This is a genomic window from Clostridium sp. AF36-4 (assembly GCF_003435975.1).
GTDB lineage: Bacteria > Bacillota > Clostridia > Lachnospirales > Lachnospiraceae > Eubacterium_F.
Map to the genome: position 1 here is coordinate 1 of NZ_QTVH01000033.1, position 20,057 is coordinate 20,057.

A 20,057-nucleotide genomic window follows, 5' to 3' on the forward strand; every position below is an offset into this window, starting at 1 on the left:
GAGAAAAAATGGTGCCAGGACAACAGTCCTAGCACCACTTTGTCTACAGTCTGGGGCATATCAAAGGATATGCCTCTTTTTGAAATCGGATATCAGTCTTTATCACCTAATTCTAAGTAAAAGTTAAGAAAGTCAGTGCGTTTTTCCTTTGTTGCCGCAATCGCAGAACGCGGGTGACGGTTCATCTGACCGGTCAAAAGATAGGGAATGTTATATCCCCAAACAACACCGGACTCTTTTAAGGGCACGATATGTTTTTCCAAAAACTTAAGAAGCGGAATAATATCATACTTAGGATTTTTCAAAAATCCTAACAACTGCTCGCTGGCACAGTTTCCGGCACCGCGGCCCATGCCGTTTACAGTGGCGTCTAAGTAGCTGACACCCCTGGTAAGAGCGGTGATTGTGTTGGCAAAGGCTAACTGCTGGTTGTTATGTGCATGTATACCGGTAAATTTACCAGTATTTTCAGCTGCCTCCAAATATTGGTCAGATAAGTCATCAATCTGCTCCATATAGAGAGAGCCGTAACTGTCTACTAAGTAAATACCATCGACTTCGCTTTCTCCAATCAGCTGCAGTGCTTCTGTGATTTCTGATTCCTTTGCGTTGGAAATCGCCATAATGTTAATCGTTGTTTCGTAGCCCATATTTTTGCAGTGTCTTACCATATCAAGAGCTGCCGGAATGGTATTGATGTATGTTGCAATACGAACCAGATCAATGACACTTTCCTCACGTGGGATAATGTCACGTTTGTAATTGCATCGGCCAACGTCTGCCATAACAGCAATTTTCATATCCGTATCGTTGTCACCAACGATGTTGCGAAGGTCAGCCTCTTCACAGAATTTCCATGGTCCGAAATCTTTCGGGTCAAAAATATCTTTGGATGCTTTATAGCCAAATTCCATATAATCTATGCCAGCTGCAACATTCGCAGCGTATAAATCACGTACAAAATCTTCCGTAAAACGGAAATCATTCACAAGTCCTCCATCCCGAAGAGTAGCATCTACCACTTTAATATCCGGGCGATAAGAAAGCAAAGAACCTCTTTTCTTTGACATTTTCGTGTACCTCCTTTGTAATTTTATCTTTCCTGCCTATTGTATCAGAAAATTCATAGAAAGAAAAGGATTTCTTATTGCTATTTTTTCAAATACAAGGTAAAATATATTGTTGTAACATCCAATAACAGATGTTGAGAAAGCATAGGAATATGGAGGATGATGAGATTGAAAAAATGGATTGCTTTATGGAGTGCACTATTGATGATGATAAGCATTCTGCCGGTGATGCCGGTTTCGGCAGAAGAAGTTTCGGCACTTGAGCAGGCAAAACTTTGTATTGATACTATATTGACTGCTGCACCTGCGCCGGAAGATTACACATTTTCGGAAGAACTGGCAGATGAAGTGGATAAATTAGGAAAATTACTTCAAACGGGGCTTAGCACATCTGAGATTGACACATTGGATGCGTATGTTGCCACAAAGACGACATCGGAGGTACCGGGAGAGGATGAGACAACAACAGAGACCGTTACCCGTTATCAGTCCGTGCAGAAATTCTATCAGGATTATGCCGATGCACAGAATGCGGCATTAGAGGAACTGGCAGCACCGATTCATACAGCAGTAGATGCCATGTTAGCAAGGCCTTTAACAAGAGAAAATTATAAGACGGCAAGTGAGAGTTATGCAAATGCTTCTGCTCACATAAAAGCGGCAGTGGATGCGGATGATGTGAATGCACTGAATCAGATTCGCGAACTTTTGGAACTGGTAGACAGTGCAGATCGCGCATTTTTACGAATTGAAATGCTAAAGGCAGATGCTTCTGCCGGTGATTATAACTTATTTTTAGAAGATGTTCAGTCCGCAAAAACAGCCTATGGATTGTATGAAAGTAAATTTGCGGAACTCCGCCGTTATACAAAATATGCAGACTGTTTAATCAAAGCAATGAAAAATTCCTTGTTTGAAAATTACGAGAAATATGAAAAAGCAAATATTATCGCAGACGTTGAGCAGGCGTATGATGATTTAGGTGTCTATGATGTTCTTGACGATACCGTAAAAGAAAAACTGGATGTATTGCAGGATGCAGTAGATGCCGGTGCGGCCAGCAATTTTTCACTTTCGGTTTACGACTATTACCGTGGAGAGGCAATTCAGTATGTGCTGACTCAGTACCGCAACATTGAGACCTTTGAGGAAATGATTGCATTGACCTCAGAAACGCCGAAGAATAAAACAGAACTTACCGCGGCACTTCGTGCTTACCGCTACTACAATCAGGAACTTACTGCGGATGAGCAGGATTTGGTGGCACCTGAACTTGTGAAAAAGATGAACAATGCCGTATTGTTAAATACAAACTGTGAGGAAGTAAAAAAACAGATTACAGATATTGGTACGGCAGCGTCGGATGATGAATTTGAAGATTTCACCAAACGTTATGAGCAGGCATACAAATCCTATCGTTTATTTGTTAATTCTTACAGCGGAATTTGTGATATATCGGATTTGATTTCGAATCTGTCAACACTGGATGAAGCAACCGACCGTTTGGAAATGCTTAAAAGTATTCGACAGATTGAAGAGACGGAAGATGCTTTAATGTGTTCGAAGAAATTGCAGATTGAGAGTCTTTTAAATGCATATGCGTCTTTGGATGAGGACAAACAGGCAGCTATTTATAATATTGATTCTCTTCGTGAGATTAATGCCGATGTACAGGTGGCAAGTGCCCTGCGTATTCAGGTTGATACACTCCGGAGCGGAGAGGGCGGTTATTCTCTGTTAGATGAGGATACGGTGAAAAAACTCCGCGCAGACTACGAGCAGATGACGGATCGTCAGAAGAGATATTTTGGAAGCTCTTATTTGAATCAGTTAGAGGCTATTGAGAGGCAGTTAGATGCAGAAAATATGAATGCAGCACTCCGTGTATCCTCATTGATCAATCAGATTGGTACGGTGAATGCAAAGGCAAAAGACCGCATTGAGAGTGCAAGAAAGGCCTATGATGCGCTCAGTGAGGCACAGAAAGCTTATGTGGCAAATTTGACTACATTGGAAACAGCGGAGACGTCACTTTCAAAATTGGAGTTCTCCATTGCGAAAGCGACAGTATCTTCCCTTGGAAGCTATCGTTACAGCGGAACTGCTCTGACCCCTTCGTTTACTGTTTCGTTAAATGGAGTTAAGCTTGTGCAGGATTTGGATTATTCCGTAACCTACTTATCAAACAAAAATGTTGGTACTGCAAAAGTAGTGATTTGTGGCAAAGGTGTTTATACAAATTCACTTACGAAAACCTTTACCATTCGTCCGGAGACAATGGCAAGTGCGGTAATTACTGGATGTAAAGCAAAATACAGTTATACTGGAAAACAGGTGAAACCTTTGATTCAGGTTGTTTGGAATGGTAAGATTTTGAGGAACAATACCGATTATACATTACTTTATAAAAACAATAAAAAACGTGGATCTGCCGGCATTGTTGTCACTGGAAAAGGCAATTATTCCGGTACATTGACGGCTTCCTTTACGATTGTCCGTGCCTCTGTGAAAAAAGCAAGTGTTAACGGCTTGAAAGCAGTTTATGCACGTACCGGTAAGGCTGTTAAGCCGAAAGTAACGGTGAAACTTGGCGGAAAGAAGTTAAAGAAAAAAAGAGATTACATTCTTTCCTATCGGAAAAACAAGAAAAAAGGTACGGCACTTCTTTATGTAAAAGGTGTCGGCAATTATTCCGGTACGAAAAAAATGAAATTTAAGATTCGTTGACCGATAGTACAAAAGATGGTACAATGAATTTTGATATGCACAATATATAGGAGGAATTTCAAAGATGGATTACAAAAAAGCAGGAGTTGACATTGAGGCAGGTTATAAGGCAGTATCGCTGATGAAAGAGCACATTGCATCGACTATGAGACCGGAAGTATTGACGGATATCGGTGGTTTTTCAGGTGCATTTTCGATGAAAAAGTTTGTTGGCATGGAAGAACCAACATTGGTTTCCGGCACAGATGGTGTAGGAACAAAACTTAAATTGGCTTTTATTTTGGATAAGCATGATACAATTGGTATTGACTGTGTGGCAATGTGTGTAAATGATATTGCATGTGCCGGTGGTGAACCGCTGTTTTTCTTGGATTATATTGCATGTGGTAAAAATGAACCGGAAAAAATTGCGAAAATTGTAAGTGGTGTAGCAGACGGATGCCGTCAGGCAGATTCCGCACTGATTGGTGGAGAGACAGCTGAGATGCCTGGCTTTTATCCGATTGACGAGTATGATTTGGCAGGATTTTCTGTTGGTATCGTAGATAAAAAAGATATGATTACCGGCAAAGATTTGAAAGCCGGCGATGTTTTAGTAGGTATGGCTTCTTCCGGTATTCACAGTAATGGTTATTCACTGGTCCGCAGTGTATTTTCCATGAAGGAAGAAACATTAAACCAGAAATATGAGTCTCTTGAAAGTGACTTGACTTTGGGTGAGACACTTCTTACTCCGACAAAGATTTATGTCAAAGCACTCCGTCAGATTAAAGAGGCAGGCGTGCGGATTAAAGCATGCAGCCATATCACAGGCGGTGGTTTCTATGAGAACATTCCGAGAATGTTAAAAGAGGGAACTCATGCAAAAATTAAGAAAGATAGTTTTGTGATTCCGCCTATTTTCAAAATGCTTGCATCCGATGGCTCGATTGCAGAAGAGGCAATGTTTAATACATATAACATGGGCGTTGGTATGATTACAGCAGTGGATAAACAGGATGTTGATAAGACTGTAGAGGCAATCAAAGCAGCCGGAGAGACACCTTATATCATGGGTGAAATCGTAGATGGTGAGAAAGGAATTACATTATGCTAAGAGCAGCCGTTTGTGTATCCGGTGGCGGAACAAATCTTCAGGCAATTATTGATGCGGTATCAGCGGGCACGATTACGAATACGGAGCTTGCACTTGTTATCAGTAATAAACCAGGGGCGTATGCCTTAGAGCGTGCGAAAAAAGCAGGGATTCCATCCGAAGTCCTCGTTCCGAAAGATTACGAAGACCGAAATGCTTTTGGAGAAGCACTGATTCACTGTTTAAATGACAAACAGATTGATTTGGTTGTGTTAGCCGGATATCTTGTGATTTTGCCGGAGAATTTTGTAAAAGCGTTTGAAGGCCGTATCATAAATATTCATCCATCGTTGATTCCGTCGCACTGCGGTGCCGGATATTATGGACTTAAGGTGCATGAGAGTGTTTTGGCAAGAGGAAATAAAGTGACAGGGGCAACGGTTCATTTTGTTGATGAGGGAACCGACAGTGGTCCGATTATTTCACAAAAAGCAGTAGAAGTGCTTGATGATGACACGCCGGAAGTGTTGCAGAAGCGTGTGATGGAACAGGCAGAATGGAAAATTCTTCCGGAAGCAATTGATTTAATTGCCAATGGTAAATTAGAAATTGTGGATGGAATTGTAAAACGTAAATAACAGTTAGGAGGATATCTCGTGAAAGTTCTTATTGTAGGAAGCGGTGGCCGTGAACATGCCATTGCAGCAAGTGTAGCAAAAAGTAATCAAGTGGAAAAAATATATTGTGCGCCGGGAAATGCCGGAATCGGACAGATTGCAGAATGTGTTGATATTACCGCAATGGAATTTGACAAACTGGCTGATTTTGCAGAAAAAAATCAGATTGATTTGACGATTATCGGTATGGATGACCCATTGGTAGGCGGTGTGGTTGATGTGTTTGAGGCACGTGGACTCCGTGTATTCGGACCGAGAAAAAATGCAGCGATTATCGAAGGCTCCAAAGCATTTTCAAAAGATTTGATGAAGAAATACAACATTCCTACGGCAGCCTATGAGAACTTTACGAATCCGGATGAGGCATTGGCTTATCTTGAGACGGCAAAAATGCCAATTGTTTTGAAGGCGGACGGGCTTGCACTTGGAAAAGGTGTTTTGATTTGCAACAACTTAGAAGAAGCAAAAGCTGGTGTTAAGACATTGATGTTAGACAAGCAGTTTGGTGATGCCGGAAATGAAATTGTTATTGAAGAGTTTATGACCGGACGTGAGGTATCTGTGCTTTGTTATTGCGATGGTACACATATCAAACCAATGACAAGTGCACAGGATCACAAACGTGCCAAAGATGGTGATAAGGGATTGAACACCGGTGGAATGGGTACCTTTTCACCAAGTCCGTTTTATACGGATGAGGTTCAGAAATTCTGTGAAGAAAAAGTATATCAGCCTACGATGGATGCGATGAAAAAAGAAGGCAGAGATTTTGTCGGAATTTTGTTTGTCGGCTTGATGCTTACAGAAGATGGACCAAAAGTATTAGAGTACAATGCCAGATTTGGTGACCCGGAGGCTCAGGTCGTTCTTCCGCGTATGAAAAATGATATTATTGATGTGATGAATGCCTGCATCGATGGTAAACTCGATGAGATTGACCTTCAATTTGAGGACAATGCAGCGGTTTGTGTTGTACTTGCTTCCGATGGTTACCCGGAGCATTACGAAAAAGGCAAAGTAATCACAGGTTTTGAAAAATTTGATGGTAAAGATGGTTATTATGTATTCCATGCCGGCACGAAACTTACGGATGAGGGCATCGTGACAAATGGAGGCCGCGTACTTGGTGTGACGGCAAAGGGAAAAGATTTGAAAGAGGCAAGAAAGAATGCTTATGAAGCAACAAACTGGATTGATTTTTCAAATAAGTATATGAGACATGATATCGGAAAAGCAATTGATGAGGCGTAAAACGCTTTACAATAAATAAAAAAGGAGAGAATTTATGTATTCATTTGATGAGGTAAAAAATGCCGATCCTGAATTGGCAAAAGCAATGGAACAGGAAACCGGTCGTCAGAATGACCACATTGAGTTAATTGCTTCAGAAAACTTTGTCAGCAAAGCCGTAATGGCTGCTATGGGAAGCACACTGACAAACAAATATGCAGAAGGTTATCCGGGCAAACGTTATTATGGCGGATGCCAGTATGTGGACATCGTGGAAGATTTGGCAAGAGACCGCGCAAAGAAACTGTTTGGCTGTACTTATGCAAATGTTCAGCCACATTCCGGTGCCCAGGCAAACATGGCTGTATTCTTTGCTTTGGTTAAACCGGGCGAGACAGTTATGGGAATGAACCTTGATCACGGCGGGCATCTTTCTCATGGAAGCCCGGCAAATATTTCCGGAACCTATTATCACATCGTACCGTACGGTGTGAATGACGCAGGATTTATTGATTATGACGAAGTAGAGCGCATTGCCAAAGAGTGCAAACCGAAAATGATTATTGCCGGTGCAAGTGCTTACTGCCGTAAGATTGATTTCAAAAGATTTCGTGAAATTGCAGATGAAGTTGGTGCTTATCTGATGGTAGATATGGCTCATATTGCAGGACTGGTTGCTTCCGGTTATCATGAAAGCCCGATTCCATATGCTCATGTAACAACAACGACAACACACAAAACACTGCGTGGACCTCGTGGCGGTATGATTCTTTCTTCTGAAGAATTTGCCACGGAGCATAAGTTAAATAAAGCAATTTTCCCTGGTATTCAGGGTGGTCCTTTGATGCATGTGATTGCTGCTAAAGCACTTTGCTTTAAAGAAGCATTGGACCCAAGTTTTAAAGAGTACGGAAAACGTATCATTGATAATGCACAGGCTCTCTGCAAGGGATTGCAGAAACGCGGCATTGATATTGTTTCCGGTGGTACGGACAACCACTTGATGTTGGTTGATTTGGCTGCCAAAGGTCTGACCGGTAAAGAAGTAGAAAAATGGCTGGATGATGCTAATATCACAGCAAATAAGAATACAATTCCAAATGATCCACAGTCTCCATTTGTAACGAGTGGTATTCGTCTGGGAACAGCAGCGGTTTCAAGCCGTGGCATGAATCCGGATGATATGGATCAGATTGCTGAGGCAATTGCAATGCTGATTGATGACCATGAAGCAAATACAGAAAAAGCAAAGGCAATTGTTAAGGAATTGACGGATAAGTACCCATTGTACTAGAATCGTGTGCAATATTTTTATAGAACAAAACAGTAAGTCTGGGCGTATCTGCCCAGACTTATGATTTACGAGGAGTGATTCGATGCAGGAAGCAAAAAAGACGGCAAACCGTATACTGGCGGAGAAAATGATTGAGAAATTAAAGTTACGCCGGATGGAAGGATTTTATGTAGAAACAAAAGAAGAAGCATTAGCACTTGTGAAAGAAAAGTTTCTTACACAGGGGAAATCGGTTTGTTATGGAGGCTCTGTTACCTTACAGGAAACTGGGATTATGGATTGGCTGAAGGAAAGTCCCTGCGATGTAATCGACCGCACCGCATTTTCTACGCCGGAAGAGGAAAAAGAAATTAAGGCAAGAATGATTAATTCCGATTATTTTCTTATGAGTACAAATGCGATTACCACAGACGGTGAGCTGATTAATATTGATGGCAGGGCAAACCGTGTGAGTTTTCTCTGTTACGGACCGGAAAATGTGATTGTTATTGCAGGTATGAACAAAGTGGTAACGGACGTGGAATCCGGTCTGAAACGGGTTCGTCTTACTGCCTGCCCGCCAAATGCAGTCCGACTGAACAAAAAAACACCTTGTGCAGTAAATGGTATGTGTGGAAACTGCTACGGTGAGGACTGTATCTGCAGTCAGTTTGTAGTGACAAGGCGCAGTGGAGTGAAAAATCGAATTAAAGTTATTTTGGTTGGAGAAGAATTAGGATACTAGAGAGTGAGAGCATGGCAAAACGAGTTTTTATAGCAGAGAAACCAAGTGTGGCGCAGGAGTTTGCCCGCATATTAAAGATAAATGGAAGACGGGGAGACGGATATCTTGAGTCGGAAGATACGATTGTGACTTGGTGTGTTGGTCATTTGGTGACGATGAGTTATCCGGAAGTTTATGACGCTGCTTTGAAAAAATGGTCGTTAGACACCCTTCCTTTTTTACCGGAGAAGTTTTTATATGAAGTAATTCCCGGTGTGAAAAAGCAGTTTGATACGGTCAGTTATCTTTTGAACCGTGAGGATGTGGATACCATTTACATCTGTACCGACTCCGGGCGGGAGGGTGAATACATTTACCGTCTGGTAGACCAGATGGCGCAGGTTTCTGCTAACAAAAAGAAACTTCGTGTGTGGATTGATTCCCAGACGGAAGAAGAAATATTACGCGGAATCCGAGAGGCAAAGCCGATGGCTGAATATGATAATATTAGCAGTTCGGCTTATTTGCGTGCTAAAGAAGATTATTTGATGGGAATTAATTTTTCCCGTGTTTTGTCTTTGAAATACGGTTTTTGGCTGAATGATACGTTAAAGGGGCAGAAGTGGACGTCAGTGTCTGTTGGACGTGTGATGACTTGTGTACTTGGCATGGTGGTAAAGCGTGAAATGCAGATTCGTGATTTTGTCAAAACGCCGTTTTACCGTGTGATTGGCAATTTTGAGTTACAGGGCAAAAAATTTCAGGGAGAATGGAAGGCGGTAGAAGGCTCGAAATACTATCAGTCACCGGCTCTTTACAAAGAAAATGGTTTTAAAGAAAAGGAAAATGCGTTGGCTCTGATTGATTCTCTGATGCAGCCGGAGCCGGTTTTATCGGAAATTGAGCAGGTCGCAAAGAAGAAGGAAAAGAAGAATCCGCCTCTTTTATTTAATCTGGCGGAACTTCAGAACACCGCCTCAAAACTTTTTAAAATTAGTCCTGATGAAACACTTTCGGTTGTTCAGGAACTTTATGAGAAAAAGTTAGTAACGTATCCGCGTACCGATGCCCGTGTTCTTTCCAGTGCGGTGGCAAAAGAAATCGGGAAAAACTTAAATGGACTGCAGGGGTATCCTATGACGGCATCTTTCCTGCCTTATATTTCGCAAAACCAGACGTATAAGGGACTTGAGAAAACACGGTATGTAAACGACAAACAGATTACTGACCACTATGCGATTATTCCGACCGGACAGGGGCTTAATGCTCTCTCTCGTCTGGGGGAATTGCAAACCAAAATGTATGAGGTGATTGTACGCCGTTTCTTGAGCATTTTTTATCCGCCTGCCGTTTATCAAAAATTAAATGTAACAGTAAAAGCAGGAGAAGAACGATTTTTTACATCGACAAAAGTGCTTTTAGAAGAGGGTTTTTTACCGGTCACCCAGTATTCTTTTACGAAAAAGAAAAATCCGGATGAGATTCTTTCGGCAGAAGAAAAAGAAGAAGAGAAAGAAGAGAGTTTTGACTTAAAAGAGGTACTTAATCTCTTAAAAAAAGGCACCTCTGTTTCTCTCACCGAATGTTCGGTAAAAGAGGGGGAGACTTCTCCGCCAAAACGGTATAATTCGGGTTCTATGATTTTAGCAATGGAAAATGCCGGGCAGCTCATCGAGAATGAAGAACTGCGAGAGCAGATTAAAGGAAGCGGCATTGGCACAAGTGCAACGAGAGCGGAAATTTTGAAGAAGTTGTTTTCTATTGAATATCTGAATCTGAACAAAAAGAATCAGATTATTACACCGACGCTAAAGGGCGAACTTGTCTATGGCATTGTATTTTGTTCCATGCCGGAAATGATTTCGCCGAATTTGACGGCAAGCTGGGAGAAGGGCTTAACCGGTGTGGCGGATGGCTCAATCAGCGAGGGTGACTACATGAAAAAACTCGAAGCCTTTGTGCAGCAGGTGGTACAGCGTGCAAAAGGCGGCGATTATCGTGCAAAACTGAATTCTTTTTATCGTTCGGTGCAGCCTCATCATGCAGGGGAAAATAAGAAAAAGCGGACCACGAGAAAGAAGAAAACGACGAAGGCGTAAAGTGAAAATGGAAAGGAGACATAAGATGAGAGTGAAAAGCAAAAAATGTGTTTAATTGAACACAGCAGCACCGTCTGCTTGAATTATCCACTACGGAGCCTTTTGTACCTAGCCAGAGAATATGAAGTAATTCTCGAACAGCGAAATGAGCAGTGTCTTGAACTTTTTGTAAAAGTATTAAATATCAACGATGGTATGAACGAAAATGTATTAAACGGTTGCAAAACGCTAAAAGATTATGTTATACTAATCTCAAAAATACGGGAAAACTATAACGAAATCGGAGACTTGGCAAAGGCAATACACAAAGCAGTTGACTATTGCATCGATGCAGACCATTTGCGCTCGTTTCTGATTCGAAACCGAGCGGAGGTAGAGCCTATGTTGTTATCAGAAGGTACGGTGGAAGAATACGTGGATAGTATGAACGAAGTCAAGGAGCAGGAAATTGAGAGGCTGAAAAAGGTAGTTCAGGAAAAAGACGAGGAATTGTCGAAGGTAACTCAGGAAAAGGATGAGGAACTATCAAAAAAAGATGAGGAATTATCGCAAAGAGATAGTGAAATCGCTCGATTAAAAGCTTTACTTGCATCAAAAGAAAACAACTAATTAGCACAGCAGGAGAAGTTATCATCTAGAGAGAACACAGGAAGTGTCCTCTTGAACTAAAATGAAAGCAAGAAATTCCAATCAATTGAAACTATATTTGCAAAGCAAATATTCTGTTTCAATTGATTGGAATTTCTTGCTAGACATTATTAGACCGGCAGTGATATAATATCTTATGTTATTTTAACTTAATAATTAAGAAAAGAGGAAATAGGATTATGGAGATTACATTTTGCCCGAATTGTGGTCATCAAAACCAGCCGGGTTCGCGATTCTGTGAGCAGTGCGGATGTGATTTGATGAAAGCAGCGCAGGCGCAGCAAGAAGCGCAGATGGCACAGAAAATGCAGCAACAGAAACAAGCGCAGGCAAAGCAACAAGTGCAGGCACAACAGGAAGCACAGGCACAGCAGGAAGCACAGGCACAGCAAAGAGTACAGGCAGCCAAACAGAACATGGCAGCACAAACATCTTTCAATAAGCCACAGAAACCGCAAAAGCAAAAGAAAAGTCATCTTGGATTAATTCTTGGAATAACAATCCCGGTGATTTTGATTGGCATTGCTGTTATTCTAATTCTTACTGGTGTAATTAAACTGCCATTTATGGATTCCGGTAAAAAATTAGAGGGAACATGGTATGAGTTTGCTGCCACAACGCCGGAAGACGGGCTGCGGTCTCTGCATGATCTCGCTGTTTTGCAGGATAAAGAAGCGGATGATATCAGGTTGACAATGACGATTAATGCGGATGGTTCCGGTCAGATGATTGGAGGCGGAGAAGGCAGTAAAGTATTAAATTGGACGGAGTCGAATGACCGTTATACCATTACTTGCGATGGCATGATTTATACAGGAAATTTTGAGACAGATGACCAGTTTGTGATGACAGGAAGCGATGATGTGAAATTGCATTTTAGTCAAAACATTTCTCATCAGATTCCGAACCAGATTGAAGTAACACCTTCGCCAAGTCCATCGCCTACGCCTACACCGACACAGGATTCTTTCTGGGGTACAGAACCGACAGAAGCACCATCTGATGTTGGAGATAGTGAAGAATTTGAAGACTTTGATGATGCGGATGAGGACATTGAGGATGATGATACTGCGATTGATGATGATACTTACATATTTCCAAACAGTGATACTGAGTATTTAACAAACAGTGATTTAAGCGGTATGAGTAAATCCGAAATCAATCTTGCAAAAAATGAATTATATGCAAGACATGGACGCAAATTCAAATCCAAGGAACTTCAGGAATATTTTGAAAGCAAAGACTGGTATGTTCCAAAATATTCTCCGAAACAGTGGGATAAAAAAGGCGATAGCTTTTTCTTTAATAAGTATGAAATTAAGAACCGTGACTTATTGAAGAAATACGAAAACAAATAAATCCATAGGGGGCAGAATTAATGAAAGAAATTGCATGTGATGTTTTATTTGAAAAAGGACATACAGTTGCAGAAAAAATTTTTGAGGGAGTGACCTATCCGTATGAGGTGCTTCCAAAGATTAGTGAGTTTATTTTAGAACTTGGAAAAACATTGCCGGCAGATAAGTTTGAGTGCAGAGAGGATAATATCTGGATTGCGAAATCTGCTAGTGTTGCACCGTCTGCATACATTCATGGTCCGGCGATTATTGATGAAGAGGCGGAAATCCGTCACTGTGCATTTATCCGAGGAAATGCCATTGTTGGAAAAGGCGCAGTTGTTGGAAATTCAACCGAGTTGAAAAACGTCATCTTATTTGATAAGGTTCAGGTTCCTCATTATAACTATGTAGGAGATTCGGTTTTGGGATTTAAGTCCCATATGGGAGCCGGCTCCATTACATCCAATGTAAAATCGGACAAAACTTTGGTTGTAATTAAATCCGGTGAGGAAAAAATTGAAACCGGTCTGAAAAAAATGGGAGCGATTTTGGGAGACTGTGTGGAAGTTGGATGTGGCAGTATTTTAAATCCGGGTTCTATTATCGGAGCAAACAGCAATGTATATCCATTGTCCAGTGTTCGAGGAGTGATACCGGCTGGCAGCATTTACAAAAAACAGGGCGAAGTCGTCTCGAAACATTGACAAAGATGTCGAAATATTGTATGCTTTTTAAGTATAGGAACAAAATTCTGAAAGGAGTTATGACATGATTTATTCACAAGAAGTAGAAAACATGTGCCCAGTTGCTCAGGGTGTGAACCATGGTTGTGCACCGATTCCAGAAGAAGCAAAATGGGTAAAAGCAAAAGAAGTTAAAGATATCTCTGGTTTGACACATGGTGTAGGCTGGTGCGCACCTCAGCAGGGAGCATGCAAACTTACATTGAATGTAAAAGAGGGTATTATTCAGGAAGCTTTGGTTGAGACTATCGGATGTTCCGGTATGACTCATTCCGCAGCTATGGCATCTGAGATTCTTCCGGGAAGAACCGTTATGGAAGCTTTGAATACTGACCTTGTATGTGACGCTATCAATACTGCTATGAGAGAGTTGTTCTTGCAGATTGTATATGGTAGAACACAGAGTGCATTCTCAGAAGATGGTTTGCCAATCGGTGCCGGATTGGAAGACCTTGGTAAAGGACTTCGTTCTCAGGTTGGTACGATGTATGGTACATTGAAAAAAGGTCCTCGTTACTTGGAGATGGCAGAAGGTTATGTTACCGGAATCGCTCTTGATGAGGAAGATATGATTATTGGTTACAAATTTGTAAGTCTTGGTAAAATGACAGATTTCATCAAAAAAGGTGATGACCCGAATACTGCTTACGAGAAGGCTTGCGGACAGTATGGCCGTGTAGATGATGCAGTTAAAATCATCGACCCTAGAACAGATGAAGTTCTTAAATAAATAGAGGAGGATAGAATAATGGCTTTATTTGAATCATATGAAAGAAGAATTGATAAAATCAATGGCGTATTAGCTGAGTATGGTATCTCCTCTATCGAAGAAGCAGAGAAGATTACGAAAGACGCTGGTTTGAATGTATATGACCAGATTAAAGGTATTCAGCCAATTTGTTTTGAAAATGCTTGCTGGGCATATACAGTAGGTGCTGCAATTGCAATCAAAAAAGGATGCAAGAGAGCAGCAGATGCAGCAGCAGCAATCGGTATCGGACTTCAGGCATTTTGTATTCCTGGTTCAGTAGCTGATACACGTAAAGTAGGTCTTGGACATGGTAACCTTGGTAAAATGCTTCTGGAAGAAGAGACAGAGTGTTTCTGTTTCCTTGCAGGACATGAGTCCTTTGCCGCAGCAGAAGGTGCTATCGGTATTGCTGAGAAGGCAAACAAAGTTCGTAAAAAACCACTTCGTGTTATCTTGAATGGTCTTGGAAAAGACGCTGCACAGATTATTTCTCGTATTAACGGATTTACATTTGTTGAGACAGAGTATGACCCATATAAGAACGAAGTAAAAGAAGTATTCCGTAAATCTTATTCGGAAGGTCTTCGTGCTAAAGTTAACTGCTATGGTGCAAATGATGTTCAGGAAGGTGTTGCGATCATGCACAAAGAGGGCGTAGACGTATCGATTACCGGTAACTCCACAAACCCTACTCGTTTCCAGCATCCGGTTGCAGGAACTTATAAGAAAGAGTGTATTGAACAGGGCAAGAAGTACTTCTCCGTAGCATCCGGTGGTGGTACAGGTCGTACACTTCACCCAGATAACATGGCAGCCGGTCCTGCTTCTTATGGTATGACAGATACATTAGGACGTATGCACAGTGATGCACAGTTTGCTGGTTCTTCTTCTGTACCTGCTCACGTAGAGATGATGGGACTTATCGGTGCCGGTAACAACCCAATGGTTGGTATGACCGTAGCCGTAGCCGTTTCCATCCAGGAAGCCGCAGAAGCTGGTAAATTCTAATTCTAGAAACATTATTTACCGATAATAAATTATAGTGAGAGGAACTTGTCAATTTGTTTTGACAAGTTCCTCTCATTGTATTTCTTTAACAAATTTACAGACAAAAGTTTGTAAGTTATTTCTAAAATTCATATCATTAGCGTTCCAGTAATTTAACAGAATCCGGTTATCTTCACGTGGGTTTTGAGTGCGTCAGCAGGAGGTACTGGTAGTTTCAGTACCCCTGCTGCTACGCATCTCAACAAGCGGGAGCGCCCACGAGAAGGTAACCGGATTCTGTTAAATTACGGAAATACATAATATTAATTTAGAAAACAACTTACTTCTTTAACTTCCTTATCTTCCCGGAAGCAATTTCCTTCCACAAAGTAGGATGGAACAGAAGGAGAAGCGGGAATAACTCCAATCGTCCGGCAAGCATATCAAACATCAGGACAAATTTGGAAAATCCGCTAAACAATCCGAAGTTTTGGGTAGGGCCGACTAGTTCAAGACCGGGACCAATATTATTAATTGTAGCTGCCACGGCAGTAAAGTTCGTAATTAAGTCATTGCCATCAAAGGAAATTGCAAACACAGAAAACGCGAACAGAATCATAAAGGTAATAAAATACACATTTGTAGCACGAACTACTTCATGTTCTACAGTCTTATGTTCAAAATTAATCTTTTTAATGCTCTTAGGATGAATATAGGAATTCAGTTCTTTTTTCACGGTTTTGCAAAGAATGACAAAACGTGACACCTTGATTCCGCCTCCGGTACTGCCTGCACAAGCACCGACAAACATCAAGAGAATTAATATCGTTTTACATGTCTGTGACCATAGGTTAAAATCAATGGTTGAATAACCGGTTGTTGTAATGATGGATGCCACCTGGAAAGAAGCGTGGCGCAGTGCATCAAAAATACCGGCAGAGGTATGGAGAATCTGCATAGTGATAATTGCGATGGAAGCGAAGATGATTAAAAAGTAATATCTGACTTCTTCCATGCGGAATGCCTTTTTAAATTTACGGTATAAAATCAGGTAAAAGGCATTAAAATTCACACCAAACAAAATCATAAAAATAGTAACAACCCATTGTAAATAAGCCGAATAACTGCCCATACTGTCATTTTTAATTCCAAAACCACCGGTCCCTGCTGTACCAAAACTGATGGTGAGGGAATCAAATAAAGGCATGTTACCAAGGAGAAGTAAAACAATCTCAATGATGGTGAGTGTCAAATAAATAACATAAAGAATCCGGGCAGTTGAACGGACTTTTGGTACCAGTTTTTCCACAGATGGTCCCGGGCTTTCTGCGCGCATCAGATTTATATGCGAACCGCCGCTCAGTGGAATGACAGCAAGCAAAAAGACCAGAACACCCATGCCGCCAACCCAATGTGTGAAACTGCGCCAGAAAAGCGAGCAGTGGGAAAGTGTTTCCACATTATTTAAAACACTGGCTCCGGTTGTTGTGAAACCGGAAATGGTTTCAAATAAAGCATCCGGTACGGATGTGATTTCACCGGTCAGTAAAAATGGAATGGAACCAAAAAAACTGAGTACAATCCAGCTTAAGGATGTGGCAACACAGCCTTCTTTTAAATAAAAAACATGATTTTTCGGTTTCCGAAAAGAGAGGAGTACACCAAGGAAGATGCACAGAGCGGAAACAGAAAGATAACATAACCCCTCCGGTTCGCGGTAAATAGCAGCTACAATGGAAGGAATCAGTAAAAGTGCTGCCTCAATCTTTAAAATATATCCGACAATATAGCGGATAATTGATGTATTCATAATTCATTAACTCCTTATAATATCCTGTATATTATCTAAACCGGTATGGGTTGTAACAATCATAACGGTGTCACCAACTTCAATGGTGTCCAAACCACTTGGAATTTGAACCTTGCCGTTTCGATAGATAAAAGAAACCAGCAAATCATTTTTTAACATCAAATCTTTCAGTGGAATACCGGTAACAGAAGATGGTTCATCAACACGAAATTCAATGGCTTCTGCGCGGTTATCAAACATATGATATAAAGTTTCAATATTACTGTTTGTCGAATTCTTTTTCGCACGTACATAGGCAATAATCGCTTCGGATGTAATGTAACGTGGATATATTACACTTCCCAAATCCAACTTACTAATTACATTTTTAAAAGTGCTTCGATTGATTTTAGTTATCAATTTTGCATTGGAAACTTGTTTTGCATGGAGTGTCAGCATAATATTTTCCTCATCAATACCGGTCAATGGAATAAATGCCTGTGCATATTCAATTCCCTCTTCACGTAAAACTTCCTCATCCGTGCCGTCTCCATTAATAATAATTGCTTCCGGCAGTAAAATACTTAATTCCTCGCAGCGTTCCTTGTTCTGTTCAATGATTTTTACATCGATTCCCATGGCAATTAACTGTTTGGCTAAATAGTAAGAAGCTTTTCCACCACCGACAATCATAGCATCTTTTACTTGTTTGGTTTTAAAGCCGATTTTTTTCAGAAAACTGCGGATATGGCGTCTTGGAGCAACAAAAGAAACAATATCGTCCTTTGCCATTTGGAAATTACCGCCTGGGATATAAACTTCACCTTCACGTTCGATGGCGCAGATAAGAATTTCATTTGTAATACTTTTTCCTAAAGTGGCAATTGTCATTCCGTCTAATAAATTTCCATCCGGAATTTTAAATTTTACAATTTCTGCCTGACCATGAGCAAAAGAGTTTACTTCTAACGCTGTTGGCAGATAAAGAATACGGGCTGTCTCAAGGGAAGCTTCTAATTCCGGATTAATAATCATGGTGAGACCAAGTTTTTCTCTTAGGTATCCGGCTTCTTTGCTGTAATCCGGTGTGCGGACACGAGCAATCGCAGCACAGTCTCCGACTTGTTTGGCAACTGTACAGCATAACAGGTTTAATTCATCAGAAGCTGTTACCGCAATAATTAAATCAGCGTTTTCAATTCCGGCCTCCATCTGTACACTATAACTGGCACCATTTCCGACCAGCCCCATAATATCATACAGATTGGACATTTCCTGAACCTTCGCTGCATTTTTATCAATAATGGTAATGTCATGGCCTTCTTTGCTTAATTGCTCGATTAGGGTCATTCCCACTTTTCCACATCCAACAATAATAATATTCAGGCCATTTTTTGATTGCATCTTATTACTGATTTTCATAATAATCTATACCTCCAAAAGTCTGTATCTATTATAGCACGAACGAAAAAAAATACAACCATAGGAATTTGAACGTAAATATCACATTTTAACATGGTATTGTCACAAAAAAATATAGAAAAAATAGAGAAAAAATAGTACGATAGAGAAAAAATAGGAGGATTGTATACATGAACTTAAAGAAACCGCCGATGGGCTGGAATAGTTATGATTATTATGACACAACCGTAAATGAGGAGCAGGTTCGGGGAAACGCTGATTATATGGCGGCTCACTTAAAGGAATATGGATGGGAATATGTAGTTGTTGATATTGCCTGGTATTCCTATGAGGCCGGCGAGCAGAGAGAGCGCTTTCAGTATGTTCCGTTCTGCCATGTGGAGATGGATGAATATAGTCGTTTACTGCCATGTGTTAAACGCTTTCCATCCTCTGCCGATGGCAAAGGTTTTGGCCCATTGGCGGATTATGTGCACGGGCTTGGACTGAAATTCGGAATTCATATTATGAGAGGAATTCCACGTCAGGCAGCATATCAAAGGACAAAAATTCTTGGCACCGATAAAACAGCAAATGAAATTGCAGACGCTTATTCGATTTGCGGATGGAATCCCGATATGTATGGCGTAACACCGGGTGTTGAGGGGGCGCAGGAGTATTATGATTCCATTGTTTCTCTTTATGCGGACTGGGGAGTTGATTTTATTAAATGTGACGACATCTGTCGTATGGATGCAGATTCCTCCAAAGAGGAGATTAAAATGCTTCATCGGGCGATTGAAAAATGTGGCAGAGATATTGTATTAAGTTTGTCCCCGGGACCGGCACTTGTAGAGGAAAATGAGTTTTATCATGAAAATGCAAATATGTGGCGCATTACCGATGATTTGTGGGATAATTGGGAATCGCTTCGCGATATGTTTGACCGTTGTCACAACTGGCAGGGGCTGACCAGAGAAGGTGGATATCCGGACTGCGATATGCTTCCGTTTGGAATGATTGGAAAGGGTTTTGGCGATGAAAGAAAGTCAGCACTTACCTATGATGAGCAGAAGACAATGATGACACTTTGGTGTATATTCCAGTCACCGCTTATGCTCGGGGCAGAATTAACCAAATTGGATGAAGAAACATTATCGCTGTTATGCAACCAAAAGGTACTTGCATTGTTTGAACTACCGGCAGGACAGGCAAAAGAGATAATTAGAGATGATACGGTGATTGTATGGAAAACAGGAGATTATGCGGCCATTTTCAATGTATCCGGTTTTGACTGCATGGTAAATATCAGTGAATTACTTGAGATTCAGGAAAAAGAATTTGCAAATGACTTATGGACAGGAGAAAAAATCCAAACAAATCAAAAGACAGCAATTTCTGCACATGGCTGCGTTCTTTTGGAAATTTAGTATTAAAAAAGCAAGTCTGCTTATGAGGCTTGCTTTTTTGTTGTATTGGCAATAAAAATAAACCACCTGCTATGCAGGTGTGTTCCCAAACAG

16 protein-coding genes are annotated in these 20,057 nt (G+C 41.0%); 13 read left to right on the forward strand and 3 right to left on the reverse strand.

Annotated elements, in window-relative coordinates:
* Positions 1-92: 92 nt before the first annotated feature.
* Positions 93-1,070 (reverse strand): aldolase catalytic domain-containing protein, encoded by a 978-nt coding sequence (locus DW005_RS12410; RefSeq protein ID WP_117479861.1) that lies wholly within the window; start codon positions 1,068-1,070, stop codon positions 93-95.
* Between the two features lie 168 nt (positions 1,071-1,238).
* Here DW005_RS12410 and DW005_RS12415 point away from each other — a divergent pair, with 168 nt between their 5' ends.
* The 12 genes from DW005_RS12415 to DW005_RS12470 all read left to right on the forward strand — a co-directional run bounded on the left by DW005_RS12415 (position 1,239) and on the right by DW005_RS12470 (position 15,365).
* Positions 1,239-3,797, forward strand: a complete 2,559-nt coding sequence (locus tag DW005_RS12415; protein ID WP_117479863.1) for a hypothetical protein — start codon at positions 1,239-1,241, stop codon at positions 3,795-3,797.
* A gap of 64 nt (positions 3,798-3,861) precedes the next feature.
* Positions 3,862-4,893 (forward strand): phosphoribosylformylglycinamidine cyclo-ligase, encoded by a 1,032-nt coding sequence (purM, locus tag DW005_RS12420; protein WP_117479865.1) that lies wholly within the window; start codon positions 3,862-3,864, stop codon positions 4,891-4,893.
* The gene (gene purN / locus DW005_RS12425) at positions 4,887-5,510 is read left to right on the forward strand and encodes a phosphoribosylglycinamide formyltransferase (RefSeq protein WP_117479867.1); all 624 of its coding nucleotides are present in this window, start codon (positions 4,887-4,889) and stop codon (positions 5,508-5,510) included. Before purM ends, purN begins: the two co-directional genes overlap by 7 nt.
* An 18-nt stretch (positions 5,511-5,528) precedes the next feature.
* Complete coding sequence (gene purD, locus DW005_RS12430) at positions 5,529-6,800, forward strand: phosphoribosylamine--glycine ligase (RefSeq protein ID WP_022376744.1); 1,272 nt, start codon at positions 5,529-5,531, stop codon at positions 6,798-6,800.
* Between the two features lie 34 nt (positions 6,801-6,834).
* Positions 6,835-8,073, forward strand: coding sequence for a serine hydroxymethyltransferase (gene glyA, locus DW005_RS12435; RefSeq protein ID WP_022376745.1), 1,239 nt, complete (start codon positions 6,835-6,837; stop codon positions 8,071-8,073).
* 82 nt (positions 8,074-8,155) lie between these two features.
* Positions 8,156-8,797, forward strand: a complete 642-nt coding sequence (locus tag DW005_RS12440) for a lactate utilization protein (RefSeq protein WP_117479869.1) — start codon at positions 8,156-8,158, stop codon at positions 8,795-8,797.
* 11 nt (positions 8,798-8,808) lie between these two features.
* Complete coding sequence (locus tag DW005_RS12445; protein WP_117479871.1) at positions 8,809-10,875, forward strand: DNA topoisomerase; 2,067 nt, start codon at positions 8,809-8,811, stop codon at positions 10,873-10,875.
* 45 nt (positions 10,876-10,920) lie between these two features.
* On the forward strand, positions 10,921-11,484 hold the full coding sequence (locus DW005_RS12450; protein ID WP_117479873.1) for a hypothetical protein: 564 nt from the start codon (positions 10,921-10,923) through the stop codon (positions 11,482-11,484).
* A 218-nt stretch (positions 11,485-11,702) separates the two neighbouring features.
* Positions 11,703-12,881: a YARHG domain-containing protein gene (locus tag DW005_RS12455; protein ID WP_117479881.1), complete on the forward strand. Its 1,179-nt coding sequence runs from the start codon at positions 11,703-11,705 to the stop codon at positions 12,879-12,881.
* Between the two features lie 20 nt (positions 12,882-12,901).
* The gene (locus DW005_RS12460; protein ID WP_117479875.1) at positions 12,902-13,567 is read left to right on the forward strand and encodes a UDP-N-acetylglucosamine pyrophosphorylase; all 666 of its coding nucleotides are present in this window, start codon (positions 12,902-12,904) and stop codon (positions 13,565-13,567) included.
* A gap of 64 nt (positions 13,568-13,631) precedes the next feature.
* A complete protein-coding gene (locus DW005_RS12465; RefSeq protein ID WP_022376751.1) occupies positions 13,632-14,336 on the forward strand; it encodes a hypothetical protein in 705 nt (234 codons plus the stop codon).
* A gap of 18 nt (positions 14,337-14,354) precedes the next feature.
* Complete coding sequence (locus DW005_RS12470) at positions 14,355-15,365, forward strand: GGGtGRT protein (RefSeq protein WP_022376752.1); 1,011 nt, start codon at positions 14,355-14,357, stop codon at positions 15,363-15,365.
* A 319-nt stretch (positions 15,366-15,684) separates the two neighbouring features.
* Here the strand turns inward: DW005_RS12470 and DW005_RS12475 are convergent, their stop codons facing one another.
* Together DW005_RS12475 and trkA are read right to left on the reverse strand one after the other, a co-directional pair.
* Positions 15,685-17,154: a TrkH family potassium uptake protein gene (locus DW005_RS12475; RefSeq protein ID WP_117479877.1), complete on the reverse strand. Its 1,470-nt coding sequence runs from the start codon at positions 17,152-17,154 to the stop codon at positions 15,685-15,687.
* Positions 17,155-17,160: 6 nt separating this feature from the next.
* Positions 17,161-18,555, reverse strand: coding sequence for a Trk system potassium transporter TrkA (trkA, locus tag DW005_RS12480; RefSeq protein WP_242989471.1), 1,395 nt, complete (start codon positions 18,553-18,555; stop codon positions 17,161-17,163).
* Between the two features lie 170 nt (positions 18,556-18,725).
* Here trkA and DW005_RS12485 point away from each other — a divergent pair, with 170 nt between their 5' ends.
* A complete protein-coding gene (locus DW005_RS12485) occupies positions 18,726-19,964 on the forward strand; it encodes a glycoside hydrolase family 27 protein (protein WP_117479879.1) in 1,239 nt (412 codons plus the stop codon).
* The last annotated feature ends 93 nt before the right edge of the window (positions 19,965-20,057 follow it).